Genomic DNA, 22,924 nt, shown 5'->3' on the forward strand with positions numbered 1-22,924 from the left:
TAATATATGTGGCCAATATTAGGTTTACTAGGACTTGGTGCTTTAGCGGTTGGTGCATCTAGGAACAGGTACATTACTGGAGCTGATACATCAAGACAGAAGCGTCTCTATAATGAGTCACGAGATCGTTATAGTAGTTATGCGAGTGAAGCACAAAATACTATCAATAATTTGTCGCAGCAATTGCAACAATCTCAGCAGGGCTTACACTCTCTAGAAGAGCAACAGTATCAAGCTAGCATGAGAAGCTATGATATGCAACACCAACTAGATTATCATACTCGACAATATGATAGTGGCTTAAGAAACATAGAATCACAAAGAGCTAGTTTGTCTGCATCAGCCAATCAACTAAAACAAGCTTTTGAAAGCTTGAAACAAAAAGCTCCCGCCCTTGATTTCAAAATAAGTGAGGTAGAGCAATTACCGGGTCAGTTTCAAAACCTGTATGATCAAGTAGCCCAGCGAAGAGAAAGCTTGAAAGGTTTAACCGAAGAGGAAGCCGGTAGCCATATTACTCAATATCAGCAAGACGTTGAATTGTTAAAAAAGCAACGTAGTGAAACAGAAAGTAAAATACGCCATTCGATGGATAGCATCACCAAAGAGCATCAACAGCTAACAAGGGAAAAAGCTAATCTTGAACATCAGCTTACTAACTATCAATCACAGCAAAATCGATTGTCGCAGGATACTAGTAACTTTGATAATGCTAGACAACAATTGCTCAGCATGATTGAACAATACAAACAAGAACAGAATAGACAAGAGCAAATCACTGCTGACTATACAAGGCAGCGATCGCATGCTGAAGGGTTGCAAAACCAGTTAAGAAGTTATGGGGAAGCTGCTCAAAGCCAGTTGGATAGCTATGGCAGGGATTTAGAGTGGCGAGCTGGTAAGTATCAAAAATCGGCTCTGTCCAAAAAACTGTGTAAATTCGAAAAAATAGGTCATTAAATTTTGTTAAGCCTATCCTCAAATTTAACCATCAAATGAGCCATAGCTTCATTCCAGTTTGGAATGGGCATAGTCCATTTTTTGGTCATATAGTCAATTGTCAAATATAAACTTTTAAAAACAGCATTATCATTAGGAAAAACCCGCTTATTATTTGTTACTTTACGCAATTGACTATTGACAGATTCAACTGAATTAGTTGTATAAATTACCTTTCTAATTGACTCAGGATACCCTAGAAAAATCATTAGATTGTCCCAATTATTATACCATGATTTGGCAATTTGTGGATATTGTTTATTCCATTTTTCTTCAAAAGATACTAAAGCTAAATGGGCTTGTTCTTCCGTTACTGCAGTATATATCGGCTTTAAATCGCTAGACAGTTGCTTCCTATCTTTATACGACACATATTTTAAACTATTTCTAATCTGATGTACAATACACAATTGATGTTCTGTTTTTGGATAAACTGCTTCTATTGCCTCAGACATACCAGTAAGATTATCGCTACAGGCAATCAGTATATCTTTTAGCCCTCTATTTTTCATTTCGGTAAAATTACCGAGCCAAAATTTTGCCCCTTCATTTTCACTGATCCATAATCCCAATATATCTTTTTTACCAGATAAATCAATTCCTAATGCAACATATACTGCCTTATTGATTATCCTTTTATCTTGCCTGACTTTTACTACTAAACAATCAAAAAATACTATCGGATATATCTCTTCTAATGGTCGACTCTGCCAAGCTTTAACCTCATCCATTACATCATCAGTAATTTGGCTGATTAAGCCTTCACTTATTTCAACACTGTATAACTCCTGTAACTGAATCTTAATATCAGATATACTCATGCCTTTAGCATATAATGATAGTACTTTATCGTCAAAACCATCAAAACGTTTCTGGCGTTTTGGTAGTATTGCGGGTTCAAAGGTATTATGCCTATCCCTTGGTACTTCTATTTCTACAGCTCCATGTTCGGAGATCAGTTTTTTGCTAGTTATACCATTACGAGCATTATCATTATCTGCACAACTGTATTTATCATAGCCTAGATGATTATTCATTTCTGACTGCAGTGCCTTCTCTATTAAACGTTTGGTCAATTCTTTTAATAAACCTCCTTCTTTCAGTATTGTACTTACATCTGTATCATTATCTATTAATAAATCTACTGCTTGCTTTATTGATTCATTAGTTTTTTTATTCATGTAATTTCCTTTTTTGTTATACTTTTATATATAACCTATTTCGAAATTTACACAGTTTTTTGGACAGAGCCGGAACATTCCTTGAGTATTTTGATCTGATGTTATATGTACATATGGCTGTATTGTTGAACGAGTTATTTTTTCCAAAAACTGATGCTCATACGGCAACTATTTATTCCGCTGCCGCTTTCTGCTCTACATTCGTTTTCAGACCGTTTGGAGCTTTGTTATTTGGTTGGGTAGGGGATAATTACGGTCGCAAATCATCAGTTGTTATTACAACTTTTTTGATGGCTATATCTTGTGCTATTATGGCGACTCTTCCAACCTATGCTCAAATAGGTATAACAGCTACTTGGCTGATTACAATATGTCGTATTGTTCAAGGTGTGTCATCATTAGGAGAAATAGTAGGAGCAGAGCTTTACCTCACAGAGCTAATAAAAAATCCGGCTATACAATATCCTGTTGTAGCAATAATCTCCTGTTTTGCTGGTTTTGGCAGTGTCGCTGCTTTAGGTGTAGCATCCATTGTTACTTCCCAAGGTTTTAGTTGGCGTATAGCTTTCTTCATCGGTACTGTAATCGCAATAACTGGTGGTATTGCTAGAATTAGATTGAGGGAAACGCCTGATTTTGTCGATGCAAAACGCCAAGTCCAAAGTAGTTTCAATAAAGCTAAAGTGGATATTAATATCCTTGAACATGATCCTGTTTGGAAAGAAAAAGTTAATTGGAAAACGTCCTTAGCTTATCTTTTAATACAATGCTCTTGGCCCGTATCTTTTTTTCTTGCGTATATATATTGCGGTGACATTCTAAAAAAACTTTTTAATTATCATACTGAAGAAATTATAAGACACAATCTTATTGTTGCAATAGTACAATTAGCCGGTGGATTAATATTGAGAACTTACCTAAGTAGCAAAGTACACCCTCTAAAAATTCTTCGTTTGTTTTTAGTAGTATTTTCATTATTTATAGTAGTATGTCCTTATTGGCTAAATAATATTCACAGCCCGTTTGAATTACTTTTAATACAATCGATCATAGTTGTGTTTGGTTTAGGAGATGCACCAGCTGTGCCGATTTTTTTCAAATATTTTCCTGTTTTCAAACGATTTTCTTACTCAAGTTTTTTATATGCTCTATCACGTGCTTTAGTATATGTGGTTACATCTTTTAGTTTTGTTTATCTTGTAGAGCATTTTGGCAATTGGGGAATATTAATTATTACTATTCCTTTAAGTATAGGCTACAGATTCGGGATACTGCATTTTGAGCAGTTAGAAATGGATAACGATAATTATTCTGAAAAGAAATTTGTTGAACAGCTGACACCTCTAAATCCTGTACAGTAGATATCGATTGTAAATAAATCTCCATAAATTCATCTTTTATTTCTGGCATACCTAGATACATACTAAGAGTAATAAAGCTCTTTAACGTTTCTAGCAATACCTTCTCTCTTTTCTCCGGAGATTTAGCCCCTATTGTTTGCAAGTTATGCTTTCTGTCAAATAATTTAATCAAAGCCACATCATATTTTTTTTGTTGAACTAATAAAGCTAATGTTTCTGCCGAGCTAATCTTACCGTGTGGCTTGTTCCTACTTAAAGATTCTACTTGACTAGCAACCTGATCCCCAAAAATATAAGCAATCATTTTTTCGGTAAGTTTTGTATCTTCGAGGGTATCATGTAGTATGCTGGTAACAATAATGTCAGTGCGGTAAAGATAATCAGAGATCATATATGCCACCTCTATTGGATGAGAGTAATAAGGCTCACCTGACTGCCTCATTTGGCTACCATGATATTTCTTGGCGTAATAAATAGCCTTTCTAACCTCATCAATATCTATTGGTCGGTTTACTTCCTCATTCATCTTACGTAATTTGTCCAGTAATCTAGTGCATATTGACAAGATTCATACTGTGAGTTGTCCCAATAATTAATCTCTTCTTCTTCCATAAAAAAACTATAATATTTTAAATCACTATACAAGTTAAACTAAAAATTAGAATATTACTAGGAATTTATTATATTTTTTTGAAAAAGATGAATATTTTTGCATTTTGTTGTATAAATAGACAGCTACTCCCTTTATATTCACATACCCTACAAATCGTTGTGTAAACGTGACTAGACAAGAAAGTACCAGTAAAATTTATATTATAGAACTCTTGCTAGAAAAAACTAGAATAATATTTTAATTTACAATATATAGTAGTTGTTCGAATGTAAACTATATTAAGTTTGTAATTAACGATTATGAAAGAATTCTTACTGAAAAACCTTCTAAAGAGATTCGGGATGCTATTCGTTCCCATTCACTCAAATGGAACAGATTGCGGGAAGAATGGTATGGATACGTTACAAATCTACCAGCTTTAAAAGATGCCCTTGCTGAGGTTAAGTACGATCTGCAAATTATTAAAGATTCACTTAACTAGTATGTCATTAATCTACATATCCTCTAATATCTAATTCTACTAATAGCTATAATTTATCATATATAATTATACTGTTGTTATTTTGCATCAATCAGTAAATATAATAATTTTTTTATAAAATATCCAATAAATGTATTGTATTGTAATGTATTATTAGTAAGTAAGATAATTTAGGAGTAATACTATGAACAACAATATTGAAAAATATTCAGAAGAAGATGAAAAATTTTTTGCTGAAATGTCACATCAAGAAGCTACAGCAGCTTGGCTTGAAATTTGCTCTCAAGATCCGGATTACATCGAAGCTTGGGAAGAAATTCAAAGAGAAGAAGTAGTAGAAAAGCAAATGATGCAAAAAATAGTATATCTAGAAAAATCTAGAGGGAACGAGGTTGACCATTGTCTTATTCACACTATGACTTTTGATTATAGCCAATACGATCTCGAAACCAATTTACCTTACGTTTTTTCAACAAAAACTAAGCTTCACTCTTTTTTAAAGAATTAAGCATTTTTAACAAAACATGTAAGAGCATTAACATGGCTAATGATATGCAGAACAAGAAACCACTTAATTGTACACTTAGTACTTATTTAAGTGGTTCTTTACTTAATCAGTTAAAAAATATTATTATTTCAAACAAAGCAGCCGGTAATTATCAGTATACTAGTGTTTCTGATCTATTACGTAATGCACTTGTAGCCCACAAAAATGGCATGACATTAACTGCTCATGATATAAAAGAGAGTACGAAAAATAAACTCACTTATTCTTTACGAGTTCCACAAGAATTATATGACTTCTATTTGACTTTCCCTCAAAATGTTAAATCAGAAATCTTTGAAAGAGCAGTTAGGACATATATCAAACTTTATGAAAATAAACCCGATGAATGCCAATGGCATTCATCCTTGAATTGAACTTATAGCGGAGCTATAACTTTTTTGAAATGCATACTCTTTTGCTTTAAAGAATTGGTATACGATAGAATCAACATCAAAGAAGTACTAAGGTTCACAGTAGCCGTGACGTATAAAAATACTCTTCCTCTATGTTTGATTTATGGGAGTAGGATTATTTTTGTTTCTTACGCAAATTCGGGATAAGGTAAGAGAGAATAGTTGATATATAATAGGGGTTGCAAGGATTTTAAGCCTGTGATAAATAGTTGATTTGAAAAAAAATAAATAAACACAGGTATAATAAGCTTGTTAATTTTTATTTTAAGTATTCTGATGATATAAGAAGACAGCGATTAACAAAAGAGGGAGTAAACATTGCCATCCCTCTGTCTTAATTTTAGCTTTATAAATTCAGCCTTATAGCTATCAGTAGTCATAAAAAGTTCTTTCAAAATAGCTAAGGCGTTAAATTTAGATTCAACCCCTTCTTGTATGAAGTTTGCTACTATACTTTTAAAATGTTTGGGATCATCTTCTATTTTACAAGCATTAATATATGCATCTATTAACTCTTGCTGCATAGGTGAGTATATATGAAACTCAGCAAGATTCGTTAAAAACAACAAATTTGTAGGGTGATATTTTAACCCTAAAACTAACAGTTTTTTTAGCTGATTATTTGCTTGTTTAAAATATCTTATCATAAGAGGAAAATTTGGTGTCTTAGAAATAGTCTCGAGAGCAAAATCCCTCACGATATCATATTCCGGATCACTATCACTAGAAAAATAAGAAACTAAATGTTCTTGTCTATGATTGAGAGGAATGGCGTTTACTTCCTTTTTTGTTAATCGCTGTCTTTTTGTCATCATAATACTCAAAATAAAGATTAATAAGCTTATTATACAACAACCTTGATTTCAACAAAGCAATAGTTTTACTGAATCCACCTTATGACACCCCTGACAGCCTTAAGCTCAGAAAGGATAATTATCATTGCCAGCCAAAAGCACGGACTAACGATAGTAGAAATTATCCAATCTGAAGAACCCTTTACTCTTGACCAATTAATCTGCCAAGCAATGGTTTGTAGTGATAAACCTGACACCATAGACATCTAGCTTTGTGTTATGAAAAAGAGGATATCTCCTTTCTATGCTTTTGCTGCTATCAAATCACACTGTTACCTTAAATATCACCGATTTAAAAAATAAATACAAGTAATTTTACTAAAATTTACCAGCTAAAGCATCGATAATCACTTTATTATTAATTAGTATTAGACCTAGCAAATACTCTAAATTCATCAAGTAGCATTTTAAGATGCAGATTTATATCTTCTAACTGAAAGGTAGCATGCAATATGTGATGTTCTTTCTTAGCTGTACTGTTAGCTAGCTCTGTGGTTTTTTGATACAGACTTGCTATTTCATTTTGTGCTTTAATGTAGATATTAGAGAAATCCTTGCAAATAACCTCGATCTCGCTATAGGCTAATCTGATATTATTAAGCCATTTTATCGATATTAGGAGTAAGAGTATCTGTCCGATGATTATGCTGAATGCTAAAATAGCCAAGGCCAATATTTGGTAATTCATATGTTACTTCCTTTGTTGCCTAGGATTGTGCTTGTTTGCTATAGCCTTTCGCTTGGCTGATTGATTGCTGCTATAGAACTGTAAAAATAAAGGGGGTTGATTTGGCTAAGAAATTTGTATATGATCATAGTGATACCTCAATAAAAAGGTTGTTATTTAAATAGCATTTGATGCTATTTGATTAATTTCACTGGTAAGTACTTTTGAGCCTGCAAAACTTTGAGTACTTACCAGTATATTATTCCCCAATGTAACATTTAAGTTTTGGCTTTATTAATAAGCTTAATACTTAAGTATTACACTGGGTTTTTTTAGTTTGAGATTTAGCAAAGTATATTCTTTGCTTTAAAAAATTAATCAATAATCACAGATCTTTTTTTTAATGATCTCATCCTATTTTGCTAGTTTATTATAATTATTTTGGGGTGTCAAGAGAAATGAACAATGTTTGTTCATTTTTTATTAGAAATATTAAATTATTTAAAGTATGGCTCTTGTTCATCAAATACAAATATTTTTAACACATAAATTAAAAGATAATAATTTAAAACGTAAAACTTTCGCACAAAATAGTAATATTTTATATAAAACCGTATGTAATATTATTAATTCTGTACGATCTAATCCGGAATTGGAAACTATATTGAAAATTGCTAATTATTTTAAATGTTCTATGAACGAAGTAATTGGTAGAAATGAATATGTTTCTATAAATCAAAAAGATTATAACTTTCAAATAATTAGTTCAGAAGACATAAATACTAATTTAAGACACTTTCTTAATAAAAAACTTAAAGAGAAAAATATTAATCCATCTCAATTAGGTATAACTATTGGTTTTAGCCAAGAAGTCATTCCCAAATTCTTAAAAGAAAGTAATCCTAAGAAGACACTTAGTAGTACAGTTACTGTAGCCCTAGCAGATTATTTTCAAGTATCACTAGATGAAATGGTTGGTAGAATTGCCCCTACTAAAGATACTGACAAATCTTCTGAGCAAAGCTCCAATAGTGATTCTGATCTGAATAATTTATAACGACTCCAACAAACTGATTATATCAGCGTAGTTATCTCTCTTCGCACACATTAAGACTGTCCTATTAAATTTGTATTTATGTCAAGGATATTTCTTTATTCATGTAAATATTTTGTCTTTATTTCTCGCTGTTTTCTATAATGTTTGATTATCTCATGAAATTCAAGTGGCTTCAGTATAAATTTGGTAATCTTACATTTTGGCTTTTTAATTAGTTCAATAATTTTAGTGTCTTGGAATATCTCTAAAGCTTGATAGACCATAGGTCTAGAGACATTTGACATTTTATAAAGCTTTGTAATACTAACTATTACAACATCATCTATAGCCAACTTAACAAGCGTCTTTAATACTTTACGATAACTTGGTGCATATAAATCATAATTATCAATTGCTTCTAGCAACAATCCTAATTCTTTATCATCTATTTCACTCATACTATTTCTTCTCATTTTTTATAATTGTTATTATTTATAATATAGTCTAGGTGACAAAGAGCCTAAAAATAATTCCTATAGTCAACTGATTATATCAATTATCTTTTCACCTAATTCAATGTGCTTAATTATAATAGTTATTGTTAAAATTGTCTAGATTATAAATATTTACAAGAAATCAGAAAATAAGTTACTATTCTATTTATAACTTCATTAACTATGTTGTTAATTTGCAAGTCTATTTATTGAACTTTAATACCAATTAAGAACTAAAAGAGGAAGGAAGTTAATGCAAAATGAAAGTTATTTACCCTGCATTAACTCCGGTTTCAGAATATCTTGCTCTAGGGCTGAAATACTTCTAGAGCAAAATACCGAAAAACATAAATATTAAATACCAAGTGCTTGTCGTACTCTGTTGGTTACATCTTTTCCTACCACATATTCAAAATATTTGTCACCTTGATTATCTTTAGAAAAGAATGTACTACATCTATCAATCGTATTATGTACTAAGACTTGATAAGCATCTAATTTAGGCGACAAATTCATACCGCACCCCGATAAAGCTAACATATCTATTCCCTTATAAGTAAAAGGTGTTAGCCCACATTCTAAAGCTACTTTCTCATCAAAAATTAAAGGCTTAAAATATGTAGACCAGTAGCTCAAATTATCCCAAAATATCTCCTCCACTGCGTCCCACTTATCATTCTCATCCTTATACTCTTCAAGATCAGGGGCATAATATTCCATTAGTAATTCCATATTATATTCTATATCCTCGATAATAGTATCAGTGTGATAGTCTATTTCATGTTTGGCATAAAATGTCAGTTCATAAAGCCCACTATTAAAATATTTAGTCATAAATCACCTCAAAAAAATGTTAAAATTTAATAAAAAAATAGAAATAAATCAGATGAATGCCTTTGGCATTCATCCTTGAGGAGACCTTTTCAGCATAGTATCCATGGAAACTCAATGCATTTATAGCGTAGCGTGCATTGAATTTTCATGGATACTATGCTATTAATTTTTTGCATTATATTACTTAGTGCTTTATAATTTCTGTGCTATACTATGCTAAATAAAATATGATATAATTTTGATTATCTAGTATGGCTATTTCCCGTTTTCTCGATCCAAAAAATGATTTTTGCTTTAAGCAAATCTTTGGTACAGAGAAAAATAAAGATATATTAATTCACTTCCTTAATGATATTTTGGGATATCAAGGAAAAGATCAAATCATTGAGGTTAGTTTTCTTAAAACTATACAAGACCCTGCTATTGCAGCATATCGGCAATCTATAGTAGATGTTTTGTGTAAAGACCAAAATGGCACGCAAGTAATTGTCGAGATGCAAGTTAGTGAACATGCTGGTTTTGAAAAAAGGGCTCAATATTACGCAGCTAAAGCCTATTCACAGCAAATACTCAAAGAAGATGAGAATCATAAGAAGTTAGCAGTATATGCTAAACTGAAAGGAGTGATATTTTTGGCTATTGCTGATTTCATCATGTTTCCTGACAAAAAAGATTGGAAATCAACCCATCGAATGTTGGACAGCAAGACGCATGAGCATGATCTCAAAGATTTTTATTTTATCTTTGCTGAACTAAAAAAATTCCATAAAACCATTGATCAGTTAGAGAATATTGAAGAAAAATGGATGTACTTTTTCAAGCATGCTCATCATAGCACTTTAGCTGAAATGGAACATTTAATTGGCCATGATATTATCATTAAAAGAGCTTTTCAAGCGATAGACCAAGCCTCTTGGACGGAAGCAGAGTTAAATACCTATGATAAAATAACCAAAACCCAGCTAGACAATCTAGCAGTAGAACAGTTTAAAATTGCACAAGCTGAAAAAGCTGCTGAAGCTAGAGGTAGGGAGGAAGAAAGAAAAATCAGTGAAACTAAATTAAAAGAAGAAAGAATAACTATAGCTAGAAAATTACTTAAAGAAAATATGACATCTGAGCATATAGCTAATATTACTGGTTTAAGTATTGAAGAAATCAACAAACTACTAAAATAGTATATTAGCCATATGGTTATTGGAAGTTTTATGGTTGCGTGCTGGCATAATATAGATGCTGATTTATAGCAATTCTTACATCGATTTGGGTTCGTAAATCATCCACTAGGGTCCACCATTCTTCTATTAGGGATTCAGAATTTTTCTAATTTCACTAAAAAATCCATATGTGGTTTATATGTGGTATTCAAGCTAAAATTCCTGAAATATTGCCCCCTAAAAAGTCCATCCGACAAACTGTTTCTGATGGATAAACATATTGATAACCTGACTTTAGCTTTTTTATTTTTATTCTATAACTTAAATTATACCATATTCATTCTATATTGAAAGCTAATTAGTATTAGCAGCCTTGTACATACTAAACCCAAATTTAGAACTTTTAGCAAATAAAATGCTTGAGCAAACAACAAAAGTAGAAGTTAAAGAAGCTGAGGAAAAGCTGAGTTTAAAGTTTATCAAGCCAATCATAAGAACAACTGGTTTTGTCAAAAATTGGTAAATTAAAATATTGTTAAAACCTAAATTAAGTACTATAATAGGTACATAATTAACCTCAGTTTGATGTAATACATCGGTTTAATAGCCTAGGGTGTCATCCCTGCTTCGGTGCGGGATCTAAGAAAGTAGATCGAGGTACTGTTGAGCATTTTTAGACCCCGCACTGAAGCAGGGGTGATATCACCTCTGATGGGGATGATTACTTGAGCCTACTATTAATTTATTACATCAAACTGAGGTTAATTAAATATTAATCACGGTATAACAATGCACCATATTTATACTAATCTTACCGACAGTATATCAGAATTTAAAAAAAGTCCTACAGCATTGCTGGCTAAATCTAGCGGTGAGCCAATTGCTTTATTGAATCATAATAAACCAACGGCTTATTTAGTTCCAGCTGAGCTATACGAACAAATAGTTGAAATATTAGATGATAGAGATTTACTTAAACTTGCTGAAGAAAGACTAAAAGAAAAGAAAGAAGCTATAGCAGTTAATCTAAATGATTTATAAACTTGAATTTGTTCCTGCTGCAAAGAAAGAATGGGATAAATTAGGTGAAGTTATTAAACAACAATTCAAAAAGAAATTATCAAGCAGGTTAATTAATCCTCATATACTAAAAGATGCCCTAAGTGGAGGGACTAATTTATATAAAATAAAGCTAAAATATGCAGGATATAGGTTAGTTTATGAAGTTGATGACATACGAATAACAGTACTTGTTTTAAGCATAGGGAAAAGAAACCGTAATGAAGTATATAAAAAATTAACTTCTAGGCTGGAAAAAACAAGTAAGTACGGGAATCTTAAAAACACTTAAAAAAATCTCGATATATTATGCATTGCCGACTTTATGTAATTCTTCATCATCTGTTGCTTTAGCAGCATGCATTATAACGTTAAAATATGAGAAACAGTATTTTAATAAATAATGCTCTGTTATTATGTTACTTGCTAAAAAATTATCAAATTTATCTTTTTCAGTATTGGCAGTATGCAATATATTTTCTTGAATATAAAGCCTATTAATCAGCTTAGCTTCTAATAAAGTAGTAATTACCACCCAAGTTACGAAATAACAAATATTACCAAATATACTATCATCGATGATTAGATTGATAGGACTATTATAATTATTTTGTTTGCTTACTGTATAAATTAATTCGCGAAGTATACGGTCATCGTATTTATTTGGTGTGTCGATAATTTTTATTATTGTAAAATTATTTTCCTTACAAAAATTGATCAAAGATTGCCTTATGAGTTCAAAACGGGCATGTGATGAATATAATAAGATAATGGCTTGTTGGTTGTTCATATGCGACCCCTTCTCTAATATTTTAATAATTAAGAGTTTTGATCGCCAAGATAAAATGATAAAAGACAAGGTTTTATAGGTTATACATAATCTTGGCGATCGGGGGGTAACAACACCGTCAGCAGACAGCACAATAGCTTTTAGGCTTGAGATTTACACCCCAAGCCCTGAACATAGCTATCATCACCCCGACCATGGCAAATCGAGGGGCATCATTTTTACAGGCTGATGTATACCGCTGCTGAATGGAGGTTGTTACACTCCAAAATAACCTTGCAGTTATTTCACTTTTAGTTTTAAACTATAGTTAGCAAAAGTCAACAATAAAATTTTTCAATTACTAAATCATATCTTACGGTGATTTCTGAACCAACATCATTTACTGCAGGTGAAACTGTCGAGTGGCAACGATATTTAAACAAATATCCTGCTACTGAAGGCTGGAATTTATCTTACAGCTCTTAGTATGTAAATTGTAATCAGCTATTGACCCCTTTAAGGGAAAAATTGTAATGAAAATTGCCCCCCTAAATAAGTAACAATATCTCCAAAAAATTAATATTTTTAATATTTTTTTAAGGAGTTTTTAAAAGGTTGTTTATAGTGGAAACAATTGGAAGAATACGTAGAATGTATTACGTTGATGGCAAAGCAATTAAAGCAATTGCTAGAGAACTGAATATATCAAAGAATACAGTAAAAAAAGTCATTCGCAGCAATCAAACTAAATTTGAGTTAGCAAAATATAGCAAAGGTAAGCCTGTTCTTGGCAATCATCTTGAAGTACTAAATCAGCTATTAGCAGAGAATAGCAAGGAGTCGGTTCGACGTAGAATGACGGCAGCTATACCAACAGCTTCAGATATCGGGTTATACAGGAAGTTACGAATCTGTGAATCTAATTGTACGAAACTTCCGTAGAGAATACGAGGCAAGGGGCGGGCAAGTTTTTATTCCATTAAATTTTGAAGCTGGTCAGGCGTTTCAGTTTGATTGGGGAGAGGAAGAAATATGTTTAAATGGGGAGGTTACTAGAGTTAAAGCAGCGAGAATAAAGCTATGCTATAGTCGTTATTCTTTGGTAGTGGTTTATCCTAATGAGCAGCTGGAAATGGTTATGGATGCCCATGATCAAGCTTTCAAGTTTTTTGCTGGTTGTTGTAAGAATGGTATTTATGACAATATGAAGACGGCTGTCAAAAAAATATTGATTGGCAAGGATCGTATCTTTAACGAGAAGTTTATCCAAATGGTCTCTCACCATTTATTTGAGCCACTTGCCTGTAGTCCAGCATCAGGATGGGAGAAAGGACAGGTTGAGAAACAAGTAGGAGACACTAGACGTAACTTTTTTACTCCAATATTGAAAGGAGATAGTTATGAAGCTATTAACATTCAGCTAAGAGAGATGTCTATAGAGTGGGCTAAAACTAAAAGACATCCTGAATTTACAGAAAGAACGATTCTAGAAATATATGAGGAAGAGAAGGCATATTTAATAGGATATAGAGGGCAGTTTACCGGTTATAGATTACATCCAACGACCGTATCACCTTTGAGTTTAATACAATACGACAGCAATATGTATAGTGTTCCGTGTGAATATGTGGGACTTAGCGTACAGATTAAATCCTATGCTTGGCAAATAGTGATTTTACATAAAAGCAAGATTATTGCAGAGCATGTTCGTAGTTTTAAACGCTATCAGAAGAATTATAATCCATGGCACTATATAGCAGCTCTAGAACGTAAACCCGGTGCTTTACGTAATGGTGGACCGTTCAAAGAGTTAATGAGTTTGTTACCTGAGATATTTGGCAAACTACGAAATAAGTTAGAGACTTACAAGGATGGTGATAAACAATTTATAGATATCCTGCTACTTGTTAATAAGTATGGATTAGAAAAGGTAACAAATGCTTGTAACCTAACAATTGCTGCTGGCGGCTGTAGCTCTAAATTAGTTGAGCAATATTTGTTGCAACCAGCAATGAAACTAGATATCCAAGAGACTGAGTTTATTCAGCTAAAAAATCCTCCTGATGCTGATTGTAGTATTTATAGCAAGTTGCATTTAACAACGGAGGTAAATTAAATGAAAGACTTAATATTGTTATTAGATAAATTAGGTTTAGTCGGTATGAAGATGCAGTTAGCTGAGTCAAGTAATTTAACAAATGATGTTCCTACTACTAGTGTGTATGATGTGTTAAAGAAACTTCTTGAAGCAGAGTGTGAATATAAGAAGTCACGCTCGCTAGGTTATAGGTTGCAACTAGCTAAGTTCCCAACCATAAAGTTACTATCAGATACATGCCAAGCTAAATTGGTTGAAAATATTGATATACAAAAAGTGATTGATAATCATCAGAATATCATGTTCATAGGTGGTTCTGGGTCTGCAAAAACTCATCTAGCAATTGGTTTGGCGTTCACCGCCATTGAAAAAAGTTACAGGGTAAGATTTTATACTTTAAATGAATTAGCTAGCCAATTGCTTAATGCTAGAATCCATAATTATGAAAGCAAATTCATCGATTCAGTTAAGAGATTCCATCTGATTGTAGTAGATGAATTAGGCTATGTACCAATAAAAGGCGAAGCTAGATTCCTGTTATTTGAGTTATTTGCTAAATTGTATGAGCAAACTTCAGTGATCATTACTACCCATTTGAGATTTGAAGAATGGAATGATATGTTTGGTAATGCTAAGGCAACAAAAGTAATTATCGATAGATTGACACATCATTGTCAAATCATAGAAACTGGTAATAAAAGTTTTAGAGGAGGGAAAGATGTAGATTAAAGATTAAAATAATAGACTACGGTATTAATTAAAAATTACAATGATTTTAGAAAATTCTATCTGAATTTTAACCAAAATTAACTAATTTTTTTATGTGGTTAGGGGGGGCAATAGCGACGAAGCAATCTAAAGCTTCTCGCAATGACGTCAATATCGTGGTAATACTTACGTTATAAGACTGCAAAAATAATAGAGTTTGACTAGTGGAGAAAATTTGTGTATGATCATAGTTACACCTCAATAATGGTTGTAATTTAATAGCAGTGCTATTGGATTAATTTTTCTAGTAAGTACTTTGAGCACTCAAACTTTAGAGTACTTACTAGTGTATATCCCAAATGTAACATTCAAGTTTTAACTTTATTAATAAGCTAAACACTTGAGCGTTACACTGGCTTTTTTAGTTTGAGACTCATAGCTAATCCGATTAGCATTACTCCGTCATTGCAAGGAGTGCATAAGCACGACGAAGCAATCCAAATTTAATTTTTCTAGATTGCTTCGTCGCTACTAAAGTAGCTTCTCGCAATGACGCCAATTTATATGGCTAAATACTAATCGGATAGCTAAACCAAAATGTGTATTTTGGTTCTAAAAAAATAGTCAGTAGTTACTGACCTATTTTTTTGCTCTCATCCTATTTTTGGGAGTTTATTACAATTATTTTGAGGTGTCAAGAAAAAAATTGCGTCATGGTGACGTGTTTTTATTTAAGTAGCACTTTTTATGTTAATATAATGGCTCTTGTTCATAAAATACAAGAATTTTTAAAGAAAAAATTCGATGAATTGAACTTAAAAAGAAAGGAATTTTCTAGAAAAAGTGGTATTCCTTACTCTACTGTAATTGATATAACAAAAGGACTTAAATTAAATCCTTCTATAAATAGTATACTTAAAATTGCTAATTATTTTAGATGTCCAATTGATGAAGTTATTGGGAGAAATAAATATATTACTTTACATAGTTCAAAAGACTTTGAATTTCATGAAATAACTTTAGATGAGGTGACAGCTAATATAAAGCATTTTCTAAAAAATAAAGTCAGTAACCAAAATATCAATTTGTATAAACTAAGTATAGATATAGGATTTAGTAATAACTCTTTACATAGTTTTGTTAATAGTAATAGAGAACAAAAAACTTTAAATAATCAAATTATAGTAGCCCTAGCAGATCATTTTCAAATATCAATAGATGAAATGGTTGGTAGAATTAAGCCCACTACTGCTGATAATGATGAGGCTTCTCAACAAAACTCCATGAGGCTTCTCAACAAAACTCCAATAGTGATTCTGATCTGAATAATTTATAGCAATTACTTTCCTATAGTGAACTACCAAACTGCCAAAAGACACTTGGTAATTCACATTTTACGATTTTTTTCACATTATATTACTTAGTGCTTTATAATTTATGTGCTATACTATAGCTAACCCGAAAAGGTTTTAGTTATAGTTAATCTTAGTTTAGCTAGAAGCGATGTCATTCCTGCGAAAGCAGGAATCTAAAGAAACAGACAGAAAGGGTGCTTTAAACATTCTAGATTCCCGCCTACGAGGGAATGACATCAATTCTATTACCATTACTATGCCTTAAACCTTTTCGTGTTAGCTATAGCTTTATAATTGATAACTACTAATAGCAGCATATATATGGATAAAATAACTCCTAGAGTTGATTTGGCATTTAAGAAAATCTTTGGCGTAGAAGAGAATAAGGATTTGCTGATATCCTTGATTAATTCAATTGTATCTAAGGAAGATCAGGTGGCAGAACTAACGCTGCTTAATCCATATAATCCAAAGAACTTTAAGAGTGATAAACTCTCAATATTAGATGTTAAAGCCAAATCCGTTGATGGCAAAAGGTTCAATATTGAAATTCAAATTAGCGACGAAGCTGATTATGATAAGCGAGCTTTATATTACTGGGCTAAATTATATACTGAACAATTAAAGGTAGCTCAGGACTATTCTACCCTAAGCAAAGCCATTGGTATTCATATTCTAAACTTTACTTCTATTCCGAATGTAACTAAGTATCACAATGTTTTTCATATAGTTGAAAAAGATAGTGGATTGTTGTATTTCAAGGATCTCGAATTACATACTATTGAGCTTAATAAGTTTACTGATAATTCTTATGAGGAATTACCTGATATACTGAAAAAAGTAAAAAACTCTTTAGATATGTGGACAGCTTTTTTAACAAGACATGATCTACTGAACAAAGATAATTTGCCTAAAGAATTAGACAATGCCTCCTTAAAAAAAGCTCTAACAGTGCTAGATGTTATGAACTTTACTGACGAAGAAAGAGAGGCCTATGAAGACCATCTTAAATGGCTTCGTATAGAAGCTAACACTCTAAAAAAACAACTGGAAAAAGGTAGAGAGGAAGGTAGAGAGGAAGGCAGAGAGGAAGGTAGAGAGGAAGGCAGAGAGGAAGGTAGAGAGGAAGGTAAAAAGGAAGGTAGAGAGGAAGAAAGAATATCTATGGCAAAAGAAATGCTATTAAACAATGAGCCGATGGAAAAAATTATTAAATACACTAAGTTAAGTAAATCTCAAATAGAAAATCTAAAATAATGACTTACGATCCTCAAACTGTTACTGCTCTAAAATTATTGGCAGAAAATGCCACATTTGAATATATTGCCAAAGTTATTGGTTTAACTATTGAAGAAATCCAAAAACTAAAATCTTCTAATTGATTCAAATAATCTAGGATAGTTGGCGGAGTGTTAGGGAACAAGCGACAAAGTGCCAGTTTGATAAAATAAGAATAGAAATATTGCAATTTATAAAGTACCGAGTATAATGCAGTGATAGAATTAGATTAGAAATCTATCAAATATATTTTTGCTTATGTCTACAAATCAGGCTTGCAAAATTATAATTATTCTATATCTTGGTTATTAAGTGCCGACATTAGTGGTTCTAGGAACTTAATATAAATCAACAGAATAACAAATATGATAACAAAAGTCTCTAATATTTATCAATTTAAAATTACTTTGAAATATACAAAACCTAAAATTTGGCGACGTATACAAGTGCTAGAAAAATACAGTTTTGAAGATCTACACTTTGCCATTCAAAACTGTATGGGATGGGAGAACTATCATTTACATCAGTTTGAGATAATAAACCCTAAGACTGGCCAAAAAGATTTGATTAGTATGCCAGATGATGAAGGGTTTTGCGATGTAATTCTTGAAGATAAAGCAAAAATAGCTAAATATTTTCTATCCCCTAAAGATAAAGCGATTTATGAGTATGATTTTGGGGATGGATGGAAACATGAAATTGTTTTAGAAGAGATTTTACCTGCAGTTGTTGGTGCTACCTATCCTCAATGTCTTGCTGGTAAAATGGCATGCCCACCAGAAGACTGTGGAGGAGTAGGTGGTTATGAATATCTTTTAGAGATTATAGCCAATCCAAATCATGAAGAATACGAGGAGCGTATCGAATGGTTAGGTGATGATTTTAATCCAGAAGAGTTTGATCCAAAATTAGTTCAGTTTAAGTAATAATACGGATCTAAAATATAGAAAATGCAAAACAATTTATCCCAACATAATAATATTCTTGATAATGAAGCTATTTTTACGTTAGATAGCGAAGAAATTGCTTTGGCACAGGGTAAAAATACTCAAGAAAATAAATTAGCTTTTGCTGTTATGCTTAAGTTTTTTCAACTGGAAAAACGATACCCTAGGGAGATTGATGTAATACCACAACCAATGTTTAATAGTCTTGCTATCCAACTAGATTGCCTAGATGTCAGCCTTGATAATTATAACTGGGATAGCAGAAGTTCAAAGCGATTTCGTCAAGCAATTAGGTTGTTATTAGGGTATAGAAAAGCTAGTGTAAATGATAGCAAGAAGTTAATTGCTTGGTTAATAGAAGATATCTTACCACAAGTACCAACATTACCTCAAATTACAGAACAAGCTTATCAATTTTGTACTAAACATCAGTTTGAACCATTTAAACCTGCACAATTAGATCGCTATATTGCATCAGCTTGTCATAGATTTGAGATGCAATTTTTCTTTAGTATTTCACAGCAATTATCTGTTGATACTATGAACTCTATAGATGCTTTATTAAAAATAGAGGATGACAATGAAACACTAGAGAAAGAGTCAAATGATGCAACCATCTATAAAGTCAATAATAAAGAAGATATTATTAAAAGATTAAAGCAAATTCAATTAAGGCATCTTAAAAAAGATATAGCAGGAGCTAAATTAAAAAATGTTAGTGATGAAATAGATAAACTAAAGCGACTAAGAATACTGAATTTACCTAGTATGCTAAGCTTAGTTCCAAGAAAACTAAAGCAAAAATACTATACAAGAATTTGTGCTGAGTTACCAAGTGAGATAGAAGATCTTAAGACTGATACTCATTATGCAACTATGGCAATATTTTGTCATTTTCGTTGTGGATTAATAACAGATAATTTAGTAACAACATTAATTCAGTTAATTCATAAAATAAGAACATCAGCGGAAATATCAGTTAATAAAGATATATTGTCTGAAGTTAAATGTGTTAATGGTAAATTTGATATTTTGTATACTCTAGCCGACACATCTATAGCCAAACCACATGGTGTAATTCATGATACAATTTATCCAAAAGTTAGTAAAGAAACGCTGAGTGATCTAGCTAAAGAACTAGTATCTAATAAAAATAGCTGGTATCAATCAGAAGTGCAAAAGAAAATGCATTCAAGTTACTCACATGCCAATCGCCGCATATTACTAATGTTATTAGAAATATTTACTTTTCGATCAAATAATCAAGCTTGTAAAGCAATATTGCAAGCTATTGAATTTATTAAGACTAACAAGAATATTAAGGATAAATATTATCCTGACTCCAAGCTTGTACCAGCTAAAGAGGATATCCCAAGTAAGTGGCAAGCTACGGTAATAGAGGAACAAGAAGTAGTTGAAGATAGTAAGAAAAATAATATAAATAAAGTTATAAATGTTAAAATCAATCGAATGAGTTATGAAGTAGCGATTTTAGAAACATTACATAATTTATTAGATACTAAGCAAATATGGGTTGAAGGGGCATATCGTTACCGTAATCCAGAAGAGGATTTACCAAAGGATTTTGATTCCAATGCACAATATTATTATCAAAAGTTAGGACTACCAATGGATGGCAATGAATTCATTCAATCATTGCAAGATAGCTTAGATAAGCATTTACAAGAATTTAACAAAAACATCTGTGATAATAAAAAGGTAAAAATTGCTATTGCTAAGAATAGTACTAATGGACATATTAAGTTAACTCCATATGATGCTCAAATTGAACCAACTAATTTGTTAGCATTCCAACAATCAATTAATAAACGTTGGGGAACCATAAATTTAATAGATGTATTAAAAGAAGCAGACTCACGTATTGGTTTTACTAAACATTTTCATACAGTAGCAAGTAGAAAGAATATTAAGGAATCTAAACTTCTTAAACGTATACTACTATCATTATATGCTATCGGTAGTAATACAGGATTAAAACGTATTAGTGCCGCTAATGATGAAATAAATTACTCCGATTTGCGTTATATTAAGAGACGATATCTCAATACAGCTAATGTACGAGAGGCTACAGCTGAAGTTATCAATGCTATTTTAGAAACAAGAGATTCTAAAATTTGGGGTGATGCTACTACCGGATGTGCTTGCGACTCAACTAAGGTAAGTAGCTGGGATCAAAATCTAATGACAGAATGGCATACACGTTATAAAGGACGTGGTGTAATGATTTATTGGCATGTAGATAAAAATGCCGCATGCATATACTCTCAACTCAAAACATGTTCTTCCTCGGAAGTTGGATCTATGATCAAAGGAGTACTTGACCATTCGAGTAAAATGGATATGAAAAAAACCTATGTAGATACTCACGGACAAAGTATTATTGGTTTTGCTTGCAGTTACTTATTAACTTTTGATTTATTACCACGTCTTAAAAACATAAAGAAACAAAAACTTTTTTACTCGCATGCAAAAGATAGAGGAAATTATAAAAATTTAACTAGTATTTTAGAATCATCGATAAATTGGAGTTTGATTAAGAAATACTATCATGAGGTAATAAGATACATAGCAGCATTAAGGACTGGTCACGTTGAACCAGAGGTTATGTTTAAAATTCTGAGTAACAGCAATAATGATCATCCTGTTTATAAGACGCTAATTGAGATTGGTAGAGCGGTAAAGACCATATTTCTATCTCGTTATCTAATGTCCGAAGAATTGCGTATAGAAATCCATGAAGCATTAAATGTTGTTGAGAGATTAAATAGTATAATGGGTTTCATATTTTATGGTAAGTTGGGTGAAATCTCTACCAATAACCGAGATGATCAAGAATTAGCCATAGTTTGCCTACATTTATTACAAGTATGTATGGTATATATTAATACATTGATTATACAGGAAGTTTTATCAGATCCAGTTTGGCAAAATAAGCTAACTATTGAAGATAAAAGAGCTTTAAGTCCACTAATTCATAGCCATATTAATCCATATGGCTTATTTCCTTTAGATATGGATAAACGCTTAATCATAGAGCAACCAAAAGTAAAGGTAGCAGCATGATTAATAATACTGGATTAACACGTACTCCTGTCCGTCAAAAGGCTAAGCAATTAGCTAAATCATTAAGACAAGAATATCCAAATTATGATTATTTACGCGAGTTATTTCGGCATTTGCGACAAGAATTAAACGTAGAAGTAAATCATAAAGTTAAGAAACTACCATACGTGCCAACTGAAGAGGAGATAGGTAAATATTATAAAGTAGTTTGGCAATCTCGTAATATGAAACATGTAGTAATAATTAAGACTTTATTATATACAGGTATAAGGGTTAGTGAGTTAGTTAAGGTAAAATTAAGTGACGTTGATTCAGATAGATGTCAAATAAGAATCATCGAAGGTAAGGGTAAAAAAGACAGAATAGTTCCGTTTCCTAATAACTTTAAGGAAATACTAGCATTACATGTGGAGACAATGGAAAAAATAGGGGCACAATATTTGTTCGAATCATCTTGGAAAAAGCCATATACTGATCGAGGTATTAGAAAAATCCTAATGCAGTATACAAAAGAAGCTGGCATAGAAGAATCCATTTCCCCACATAAATTAAGACATTTTTTATTTACTTGGTTAAAGAAGCAAGGAGTAGAAGATGCTTTAATTCAGCCATATTCAGGGCATGAAAGTCGTCAATCTTTAGAGATTTATTCAAAATTATCTATAGGGGATGCTCAGAAAGAATATGATAATGTAATTAAGAAATTTCCTGTCTGAAATATAACTGGCACTTTATCGCTTATTCCCTAACACTGGGCCTATTAAGTTAATAAATAAATCAAATGAAAATATGGTGTAAAAGTACTATTTTTTTGTTGGTTTTCTGTAGTGTAAAAAAAATTTTTGTCTTAATTTTAATCATATTGACAAATATAATAAGTTCAGATAATTTGTAACTACTTAAAGAGCAAAAATCTTAAGAGTATTAGGGTTTCAGAGGCAAAAAAGAAGAAAAAGGAGGTTTAAATGTCAAGTACAAAGCAAGATATT

Annotated in this window: 24 protein-coding genes and 1 pseudogene; 18 read left to right on the top strand and 7 right to left on the bottom strand. The window is 31.8% G+C overall.

The annotated features are described in order from the left end of the window. Positions 1 to 6: 6 nt before the first annotated feature. Positions 7 to 960, top strand: a complete 954-nt coding sequence (locus AB3211_RS06995) for a hypothetical protein (protein ID WP_367364102.1) — start codon at positions 7 to 9, stop codon at positions 958 to 960. Here the strand turns inward: AB3211_RS06995 and AB3211_RS07000 are convergent. Next, a complete protein-coding gene (locus AB3211_RS07000) occupies positions 957 to 2,180 on the bottom strand; it encodes an IS256 family transposase (protein WP_367363661.1) in 1,224 nt (407 codons plus the stop codon). The two genes, AB3211_RS06995 and AB3211_RS07000, sit on opposite strands and share 4 nt — an antisense overlap. A gap of 59 nt (positions 2,181 to 2,239) precedes the next feature. Between AB3211_RS07000 and AB3211_RS07005 the strand changes: the two genes are divergently transcribed. Next, positions 2,240 to 3,541 (top strand): MFS transporter, encoded by a 1,302-nt coding sequence (locus AB3211_RS07005; protein WP_367364103.1) that lies wholly within the window; start codon positions 2,240 to 2,242, stop codon positions 3,539 to 3,541. Between the two features lie 109 nt (positions 3,542 to 3,650). On the opposite strand, the pseudogene AB3211_RS07010 reads toward AB3211_RS07005, so the two are convergent. Further along, a pseudogene (locus AB3211_RS07010) lies at positions 3,651 to 4,067 on the bottom strand (HD domain-containing protein); the annotation flags it as partial. A 752-nt stretch (positions 4,068 to 4,819) separates the two neighbouring features. Between AB3211_RS07010 and AB3211_RS07015 the strand changes: the two are divergent. Beyond that, positions 4,820 to 5,143, top strand: a complete 324-nt coding sequence (locus AB3211_RS07015; RefSeq protein WP_367364104.1) for a hypothetical protein — start codon at positions 4,820 to 4,822, stop codon at positions 5,141 to 5,143. A 32-nt stretch (positions 5,144 to 5,175) separates the two neighbouring features. Further along, positions 5,176 to 5,556 carry a hypothetical protein gene (locus tag AB3211_RS07020; protein WP_367364105.1) on the top strand — a complete coding sequence of 127 codons (381 nt, stop codon included), beginning with the start codon at positions 5,176 to 5,178 and terminating at the stop codon, positions 5,554 to 5,556. Positions 5,557 to 5,891: 335 nt separating this feature from the next. Here AB3211_RS07020 and AB3211_RS07025 read toward each other — a convergent pair whose 3' ends face one another. Next, positions 5,892 to 6,410 carry a hypothetical protein gene (locus AB3211_RS07025; protein WP_367364106.1) on the bottom strand — a complete coding sequence of 173 codons (519 nt, stop codon included), beginning with the start codon at positions 6,408 to 6,410 and terminating at the stop codon, positions 5,892 to 5,894. Between the two features lie 81 nt (positions 6,411 to 6,491). Between AB3211_RS07025 and AB3211_RS07030 the strand changes: the two genes are divergently transcribed. Beyond that, a complete protein-coding gene (locus AB3211_RS07030) occupies positions 6,492 to 6,659 on the top strand; it encodes a hypothetical protein (RefSeq protein ID WP_367364107.1) in 168 nt (55 codons plus the stop codon). A 148-nt stretch (positions 6,660 to 6,807) separates the two neighbouring features. Here AB3211_RS07030 and AB3211_RS07035 read toward each other — a convergent pair whose 3' ends face one another. Further along, complete coding sequence (locus AB3211_RS07035; protein WP_367364108.1) at positions 6,808 to 7,137, bottom strand: hypothetical protein; 330 nt, start codon at positions 7,135 to 7,137, stop codon at positions 6,808 to 6,810. 487 nt (positions 7,138 to 7,624) lie between these two features. Between AB3211_RS07035 and AB3211_RS07040 the strand changes: the two genes are divergently transcribed. Beyond that, a complete protein-coding gene (locus tag AB3211_RS07040; RefSeq protein ID WP_367364109.1) occupies positions 7,625 to 8,173 on the top strand; it encodes a helix-turn-helix domain-containing protein in 549 nt (182 codons plus the stop codon). A 95-nt stretch (positions 8,174 to 8,268) separates the two neighbouring features. On the opposite strand, the gene AB3211_RS07045 is transcribed toward AB3211_RS07040, so the two are convergent. Then, entirely contained in the window at positions 8,269 to 8,625 is a 357-nt protein-coding gene (locus tag AB3211_RS07045) for a hypothetical protein (RefSeq protein WP_367364110.1), read from the bottom strand. Between the two features lie 375 nt (positions 8,626 to 9,000). After that, on the bottom strand, positions 9,001 to 9,480 hold the full coding sequence (locus AB3211_RS07050) for a hypothetical protein (protein ID WP_367364111.1): 480 nt from the start codon (positions 9,478 to 9,480) through the stop codon (positions 9,001 to 9,003). Positions 9,481 to 9,731: 251 nt separating this feature from the next. On the opposite strand from AB3211_RS07050, the gene AB3211_RS07055 reads away from it, so the two are divergent. From AB3211_RS07055 to AB3211_RS07065, 3 genes are all read left to right on the top strand, one after another. Beyond that, entirely contained in the window at positions 9,732 to 10,658 is a 927-nt protein-coding gene (locus AB3211_RS07055) for an Rpn family recombination-promoting nuclease/putative transposase (protein ID WP_367364112.1), read from the top strand. A gap of 768 nt (positions 10,659 to 11,426) precedes the next feature. Beyond that, complete coding sequence (locus tag AB3211_RS07060; RefSeq protein WP_367364113.1) at positions 11,427 to 11,678, top strand: type II toxin-antitoxin system Phd/YefM family antitoxin; 252 nt, start codon at positions 11,427 to 11,429, stop codon at positions 11,676 to 11,678. Beyond that, positions 11,668 to 11,988: a type II toxin-antitoxin system RelE family toxin gene (locus AB3211_RS07065; RefSeq protein ID WP_367364114.1), complete on the top strand. Its 321-nt coding sequence runs from the start codon at positions 11,668 to 11,670 to the stop codon at positions 11,986 to 11,988. The genes AB3211_RS07060 and AB3211_RS07065 overlap by 11 nt, the downstream gene beginning before the upstream one ends. A gap of 15 nt (positions 11,989 to 12,003) precedes the next feature. On the opposite strand, the gene AB3211_RS07070 is transcribed toward AB3211_RS07065, so the two are convergent. Further along, the gene (locus tag AB3211_RS07070) at positions 12,004 to 12,486 is read right to left on the bottom strand and encodes a hypothetical protein (RefSeq protein ID WP_367364115.1); all 483 of its coding nucleotides are present in this window, start codon (positions 12,484 to 12,486) and stop codon (positions 12,004 to 12,006) included. A gap of 630 nt (positions 12,487 to 13,116) precedes the next feature. Between AB3211_RS07070 and AB3211_RS07075 the strand changes: the two genes are divergently transcribed. From AB3211_RS07075 to AB3211_RS07115, 9 genes are all read left to right on the top strand, one after another. Beyond that, positions 13,117 to 13,407, top strand: a complete 291-nt coding sequence (locus AB3211_RS07075) for a LuxR C-terminal-related transcriptional regulator (RefSeq protein ID WP_367364116.1) — start codon at positions 13,117 to 13,119, stop codon at positions 13,405 to 13,407. Beyond that, complete coding sequence (gene istA / locus AB3211_RS07080; RefSeq protein WP_367363756.1) at positions 13,379 to 14,581, top strand: IS21 family transposase; 1,203 nt, start codon at positions 13,379 to 13,381, stop codon at positions 14,579 to 14,581. The genes AB3211_RS07075 and istA overlap by 29 nt, the downstream gene beginning before the upstream one ends. Then, complete coding sequence (locus AB3211_RS07085; protein WP_367363726.1) at positions 14,582 to 15,292, top strand: ATP-binding protein; 711 nt, start codon at positions 14,582 to 14,584, stop codon at positions 15,290 to 15,292. It abuts the gene before it with no gap. 737 nt (positions 15,293 to 16,029) lie between these two features. Continuing rightward, positions 16,030 to 16,596, top strand: coding sequence for a helix-turn-helix domain-containing protein (locus AB3211_RS07090; RefSeq protein WP_367364117.1), 567 nt, complete (start codon positions 16,030 to 16,032; stop codon positions 16,594 to 16,596). Between the two features lie 351 nt (positions 16,597 to 16,947). After that, on the top strand, positions 16,948 to 17,883 hold the full coding sequence (locus tag AB3211_RS07095) for an Rpn family recombination-promoting nuclease/putative transposase (protein WP_367364118.1): 936 nt from the start codon (positions 16,948 to 16,950) through the stop codon (positions 17,881 to 17,883). Then, positions 17,883 to 18,008, top strand: a complete 126-nt coding sequence (locus tag AB3211_RS07100) for a hypothetical protein (protein ID WP_367364119.1) — start codon at positions 17,883 to 17,885, stop codon at positions 18,006 to 18,008. The genes AB3211_RS07095 and AB3211_RS07100 overlap by 1 nt, the downstream gene beginning before the upstream one ends. A gap of 261 nt (positions 18,009 to 18,269) precedes the next feature. Continuing rightward, positions 18,270 to 18,830 (top strand): plasmid pRiA4b ORF-3 family protein, encoded by a 561-nt coding sequence (locus AB3211_RS07105; protein ID WP_367364120.1) that lies wholly within the window; start codon positions 18,270 to 18,272, stop codon positions 18,828 to 18,830. Positions 18,831 to 18,854: 24 nt separating this feature from the next. Next, positions 18,855 to 21,935, top strand: coding sequence for a Tn3 family transposase (locus AB3211_RS07110; RefSeq protein WP_367364121.1), 3,081 nt, complete (start codon positions 18,855 to 18,857; stop codon positions 21,933 to 21,935). After that, on the top strand, positions 21,932 to 22,651 hold the full coding sequence (locus AB3211_RS07115; protein ID WP_367364122.1) for a tyrosine-type recombinase/integrase: 720 nt from the start codon (positions 21,932 to 21,934) through the stop codon (positions 22,649 to 22,651). The genes AB3211_RS07110 and AB3211_RS07115 overlap by 4 nt, the downstream gene beginning before the upstream one ends. The last annotated feature ends 273 nt before the right edge of the window (positions 22,652 to 22,924 follow it).

Source organism: Candidatus Tisiphia endosymbiont of Nedyus quadrimaculatus (assembly GCF_964059235.1).
Taxonomy (GTDB): domain Bacteria; phylum Pseudomonadota; class Alphaproteobacteria; order Rickettsiales; family Rickettsiaceae; genus Tisiphia.

What these genes read in the sequence shown, in the direction of transcription:
- AB3211_RS06995 (WP_367364102.1), top strand. Translation starts at nt 7, where the DNA reads ATGTGGCCAATATTAGGTTTACTAGGACTTGGTGCTTTAGCGGTTGGT.
- AB3211_RS07000 (WP_367363661.1), bottom strand. Translation starts at nt 2,180, where the DNA reads ATGAATAAAAAAACTAATGAATCAATAAAGCAAGCAGTAGATTTATTA.
- AB3211_RS07015 (WP_367364104.1), top strand. Translation starts at nt 4,820, where the DNA reads ATGAACAACAATATTGAAAAATATTCAGAAGAAGATGAAAAATTTTTT.
- AB3211_RS07020 (WP_367364105.1), top strand. Translation starts at nt 5,176, where the DNA reads ATGGCTAATGATATGCAGAACAAGAAACCACTTAATTGTACACTTAGT.
- AB3211_RS07025 (WP_367364106.1), bottom strand. Translation starts at nt 6,410, where the DNA reads ATGATGACAAAAAGACAGCGATTAACAAAAAAGGAAGTAAACGCCATT.
- AB3211_RS07030 (WP_367364107.1), top strand. Translation starts at nt 6,492, where the DNA reads ATGACACCCCTGACAGCCTTAAGCTCAGAAAGGATAATTATCATTGCC.
- AB3211_RS07035 (WP_367364108.1), bottom strand. Translation starts at nt 7,137, where the DNA reads ATGAATTACCAAATATTGGCCTTGGCTATTTTAGCATTCAGCATAATC.
- AB3211_RS07040 (WP_367364109.1), top strand. Translation starts at nt 7,625, where the DNA reads ATGGCTCTTGTTCATCAAATACAAATATTTTTAACACATAAATTAAAA.
- AB3211_RS07045 (WP_367364110.1), bottom strand. Translation starts at nt 8,625, where the DNA reads ATGAGAAGAAATAGTATGAGTGAAATAGATGATAAAGAATTAGGATTG.
- AB3211_RS07050 (WP_367364111.1), bottom strand. Translation starts at nt 9,480, where the DNA reads ATGACTAAATATTTTAATAGTGGGCTTTATGAACTGACATTTTATGCC.
- AB3211_RS07055 (WP_367364112.1), top strand. Translation starts at nt 9,732, where the DNA reads ATGGCTATTTCCCGTTTTCTCGATCCAAAAAATGATTTTTGCTTTAAG.
- AB3211_RS07060 (WP_367364113.1), top strand. Translation starts at nt 11,427, where the DNA reads ATGCACCATATTTATACTAATCTTACCGACAGTATATCAGAATTTAAA.
- AB3211_RS07065 (WP_367364114.1), top strand. Translation starts at nt 11,668, where the DNA reads ATGATTTATAAACTTGAATTTGTTCCTGCTGCAAAGAAAGAATGGGAT.
- AB3211_RS07070 (WP_367364115.1), bottom strand. Translation starts at nt 12,486, where the DNA reads ATGAACAACCAACAAGCCATTATCTTATTATATTCATCACATGCCCGT.
- AB3211_RS07075 (WP_367364116.1), top strand. Translation starts at nt 13,117, where the DNA reads ATGTATTACGTTGATGGCAAAGCAATTAAAGCAATTGCTAGAGAACTG.
- AB3211_RS07085 (WP_367363726.1), top strand. Translation starts at nt 14,582, where the DNA reads ATGAAAGACTTAATATTGTTATTAGATAAATTAGGTTTAGTCGGTATG.
- AB3211_RS07090 (WP_367364117.1), top strand. Translation starts at nt 16,030, where the DNA reads ATGGCTCTTGTTCATAAAATACAAGAATTTTTAAAGAAAAAATTCGAT.
- AB3211_RS07095 (WP_367364118.1), top strand. Translation starts at nt 16,948, where the DNA reads ATGGATAAAATAACTCCTAGAGTTGATTTGGCATTTAAGAAAATCTTT.
- AB3211_RS07100 (WP_367364119.1), top strand. Translation starts at nt 17,883, where the DNA reads ATGACTTACGATCCTCAAACTGTTACTGCTCTAAAATTATTGGCAGAA.
- AB3211_RS07105 (WP_367364120.1), top strand. Translation starts at nt 18,270, where the DNA reads ATGATAACAAAAGTCTCTAATATTTATCAATTTAAAATTACTTTGAAA.
- AB3211_RS07110 (WP_367364121.1), top strand. Translation starts at nt 18,855, where the DNA reads ATGCAAAACAATTTATCCCAACATAATAATATTCTTGATAATGAAGCT.
- AB3211_RS07115 (WP_367364122.1), top strand. Translation starts at nt 21,932, where the DNA reads ATGATTAATAATACTGGATTAACACGTACTCCTGTCCGTCAAAAGGCT.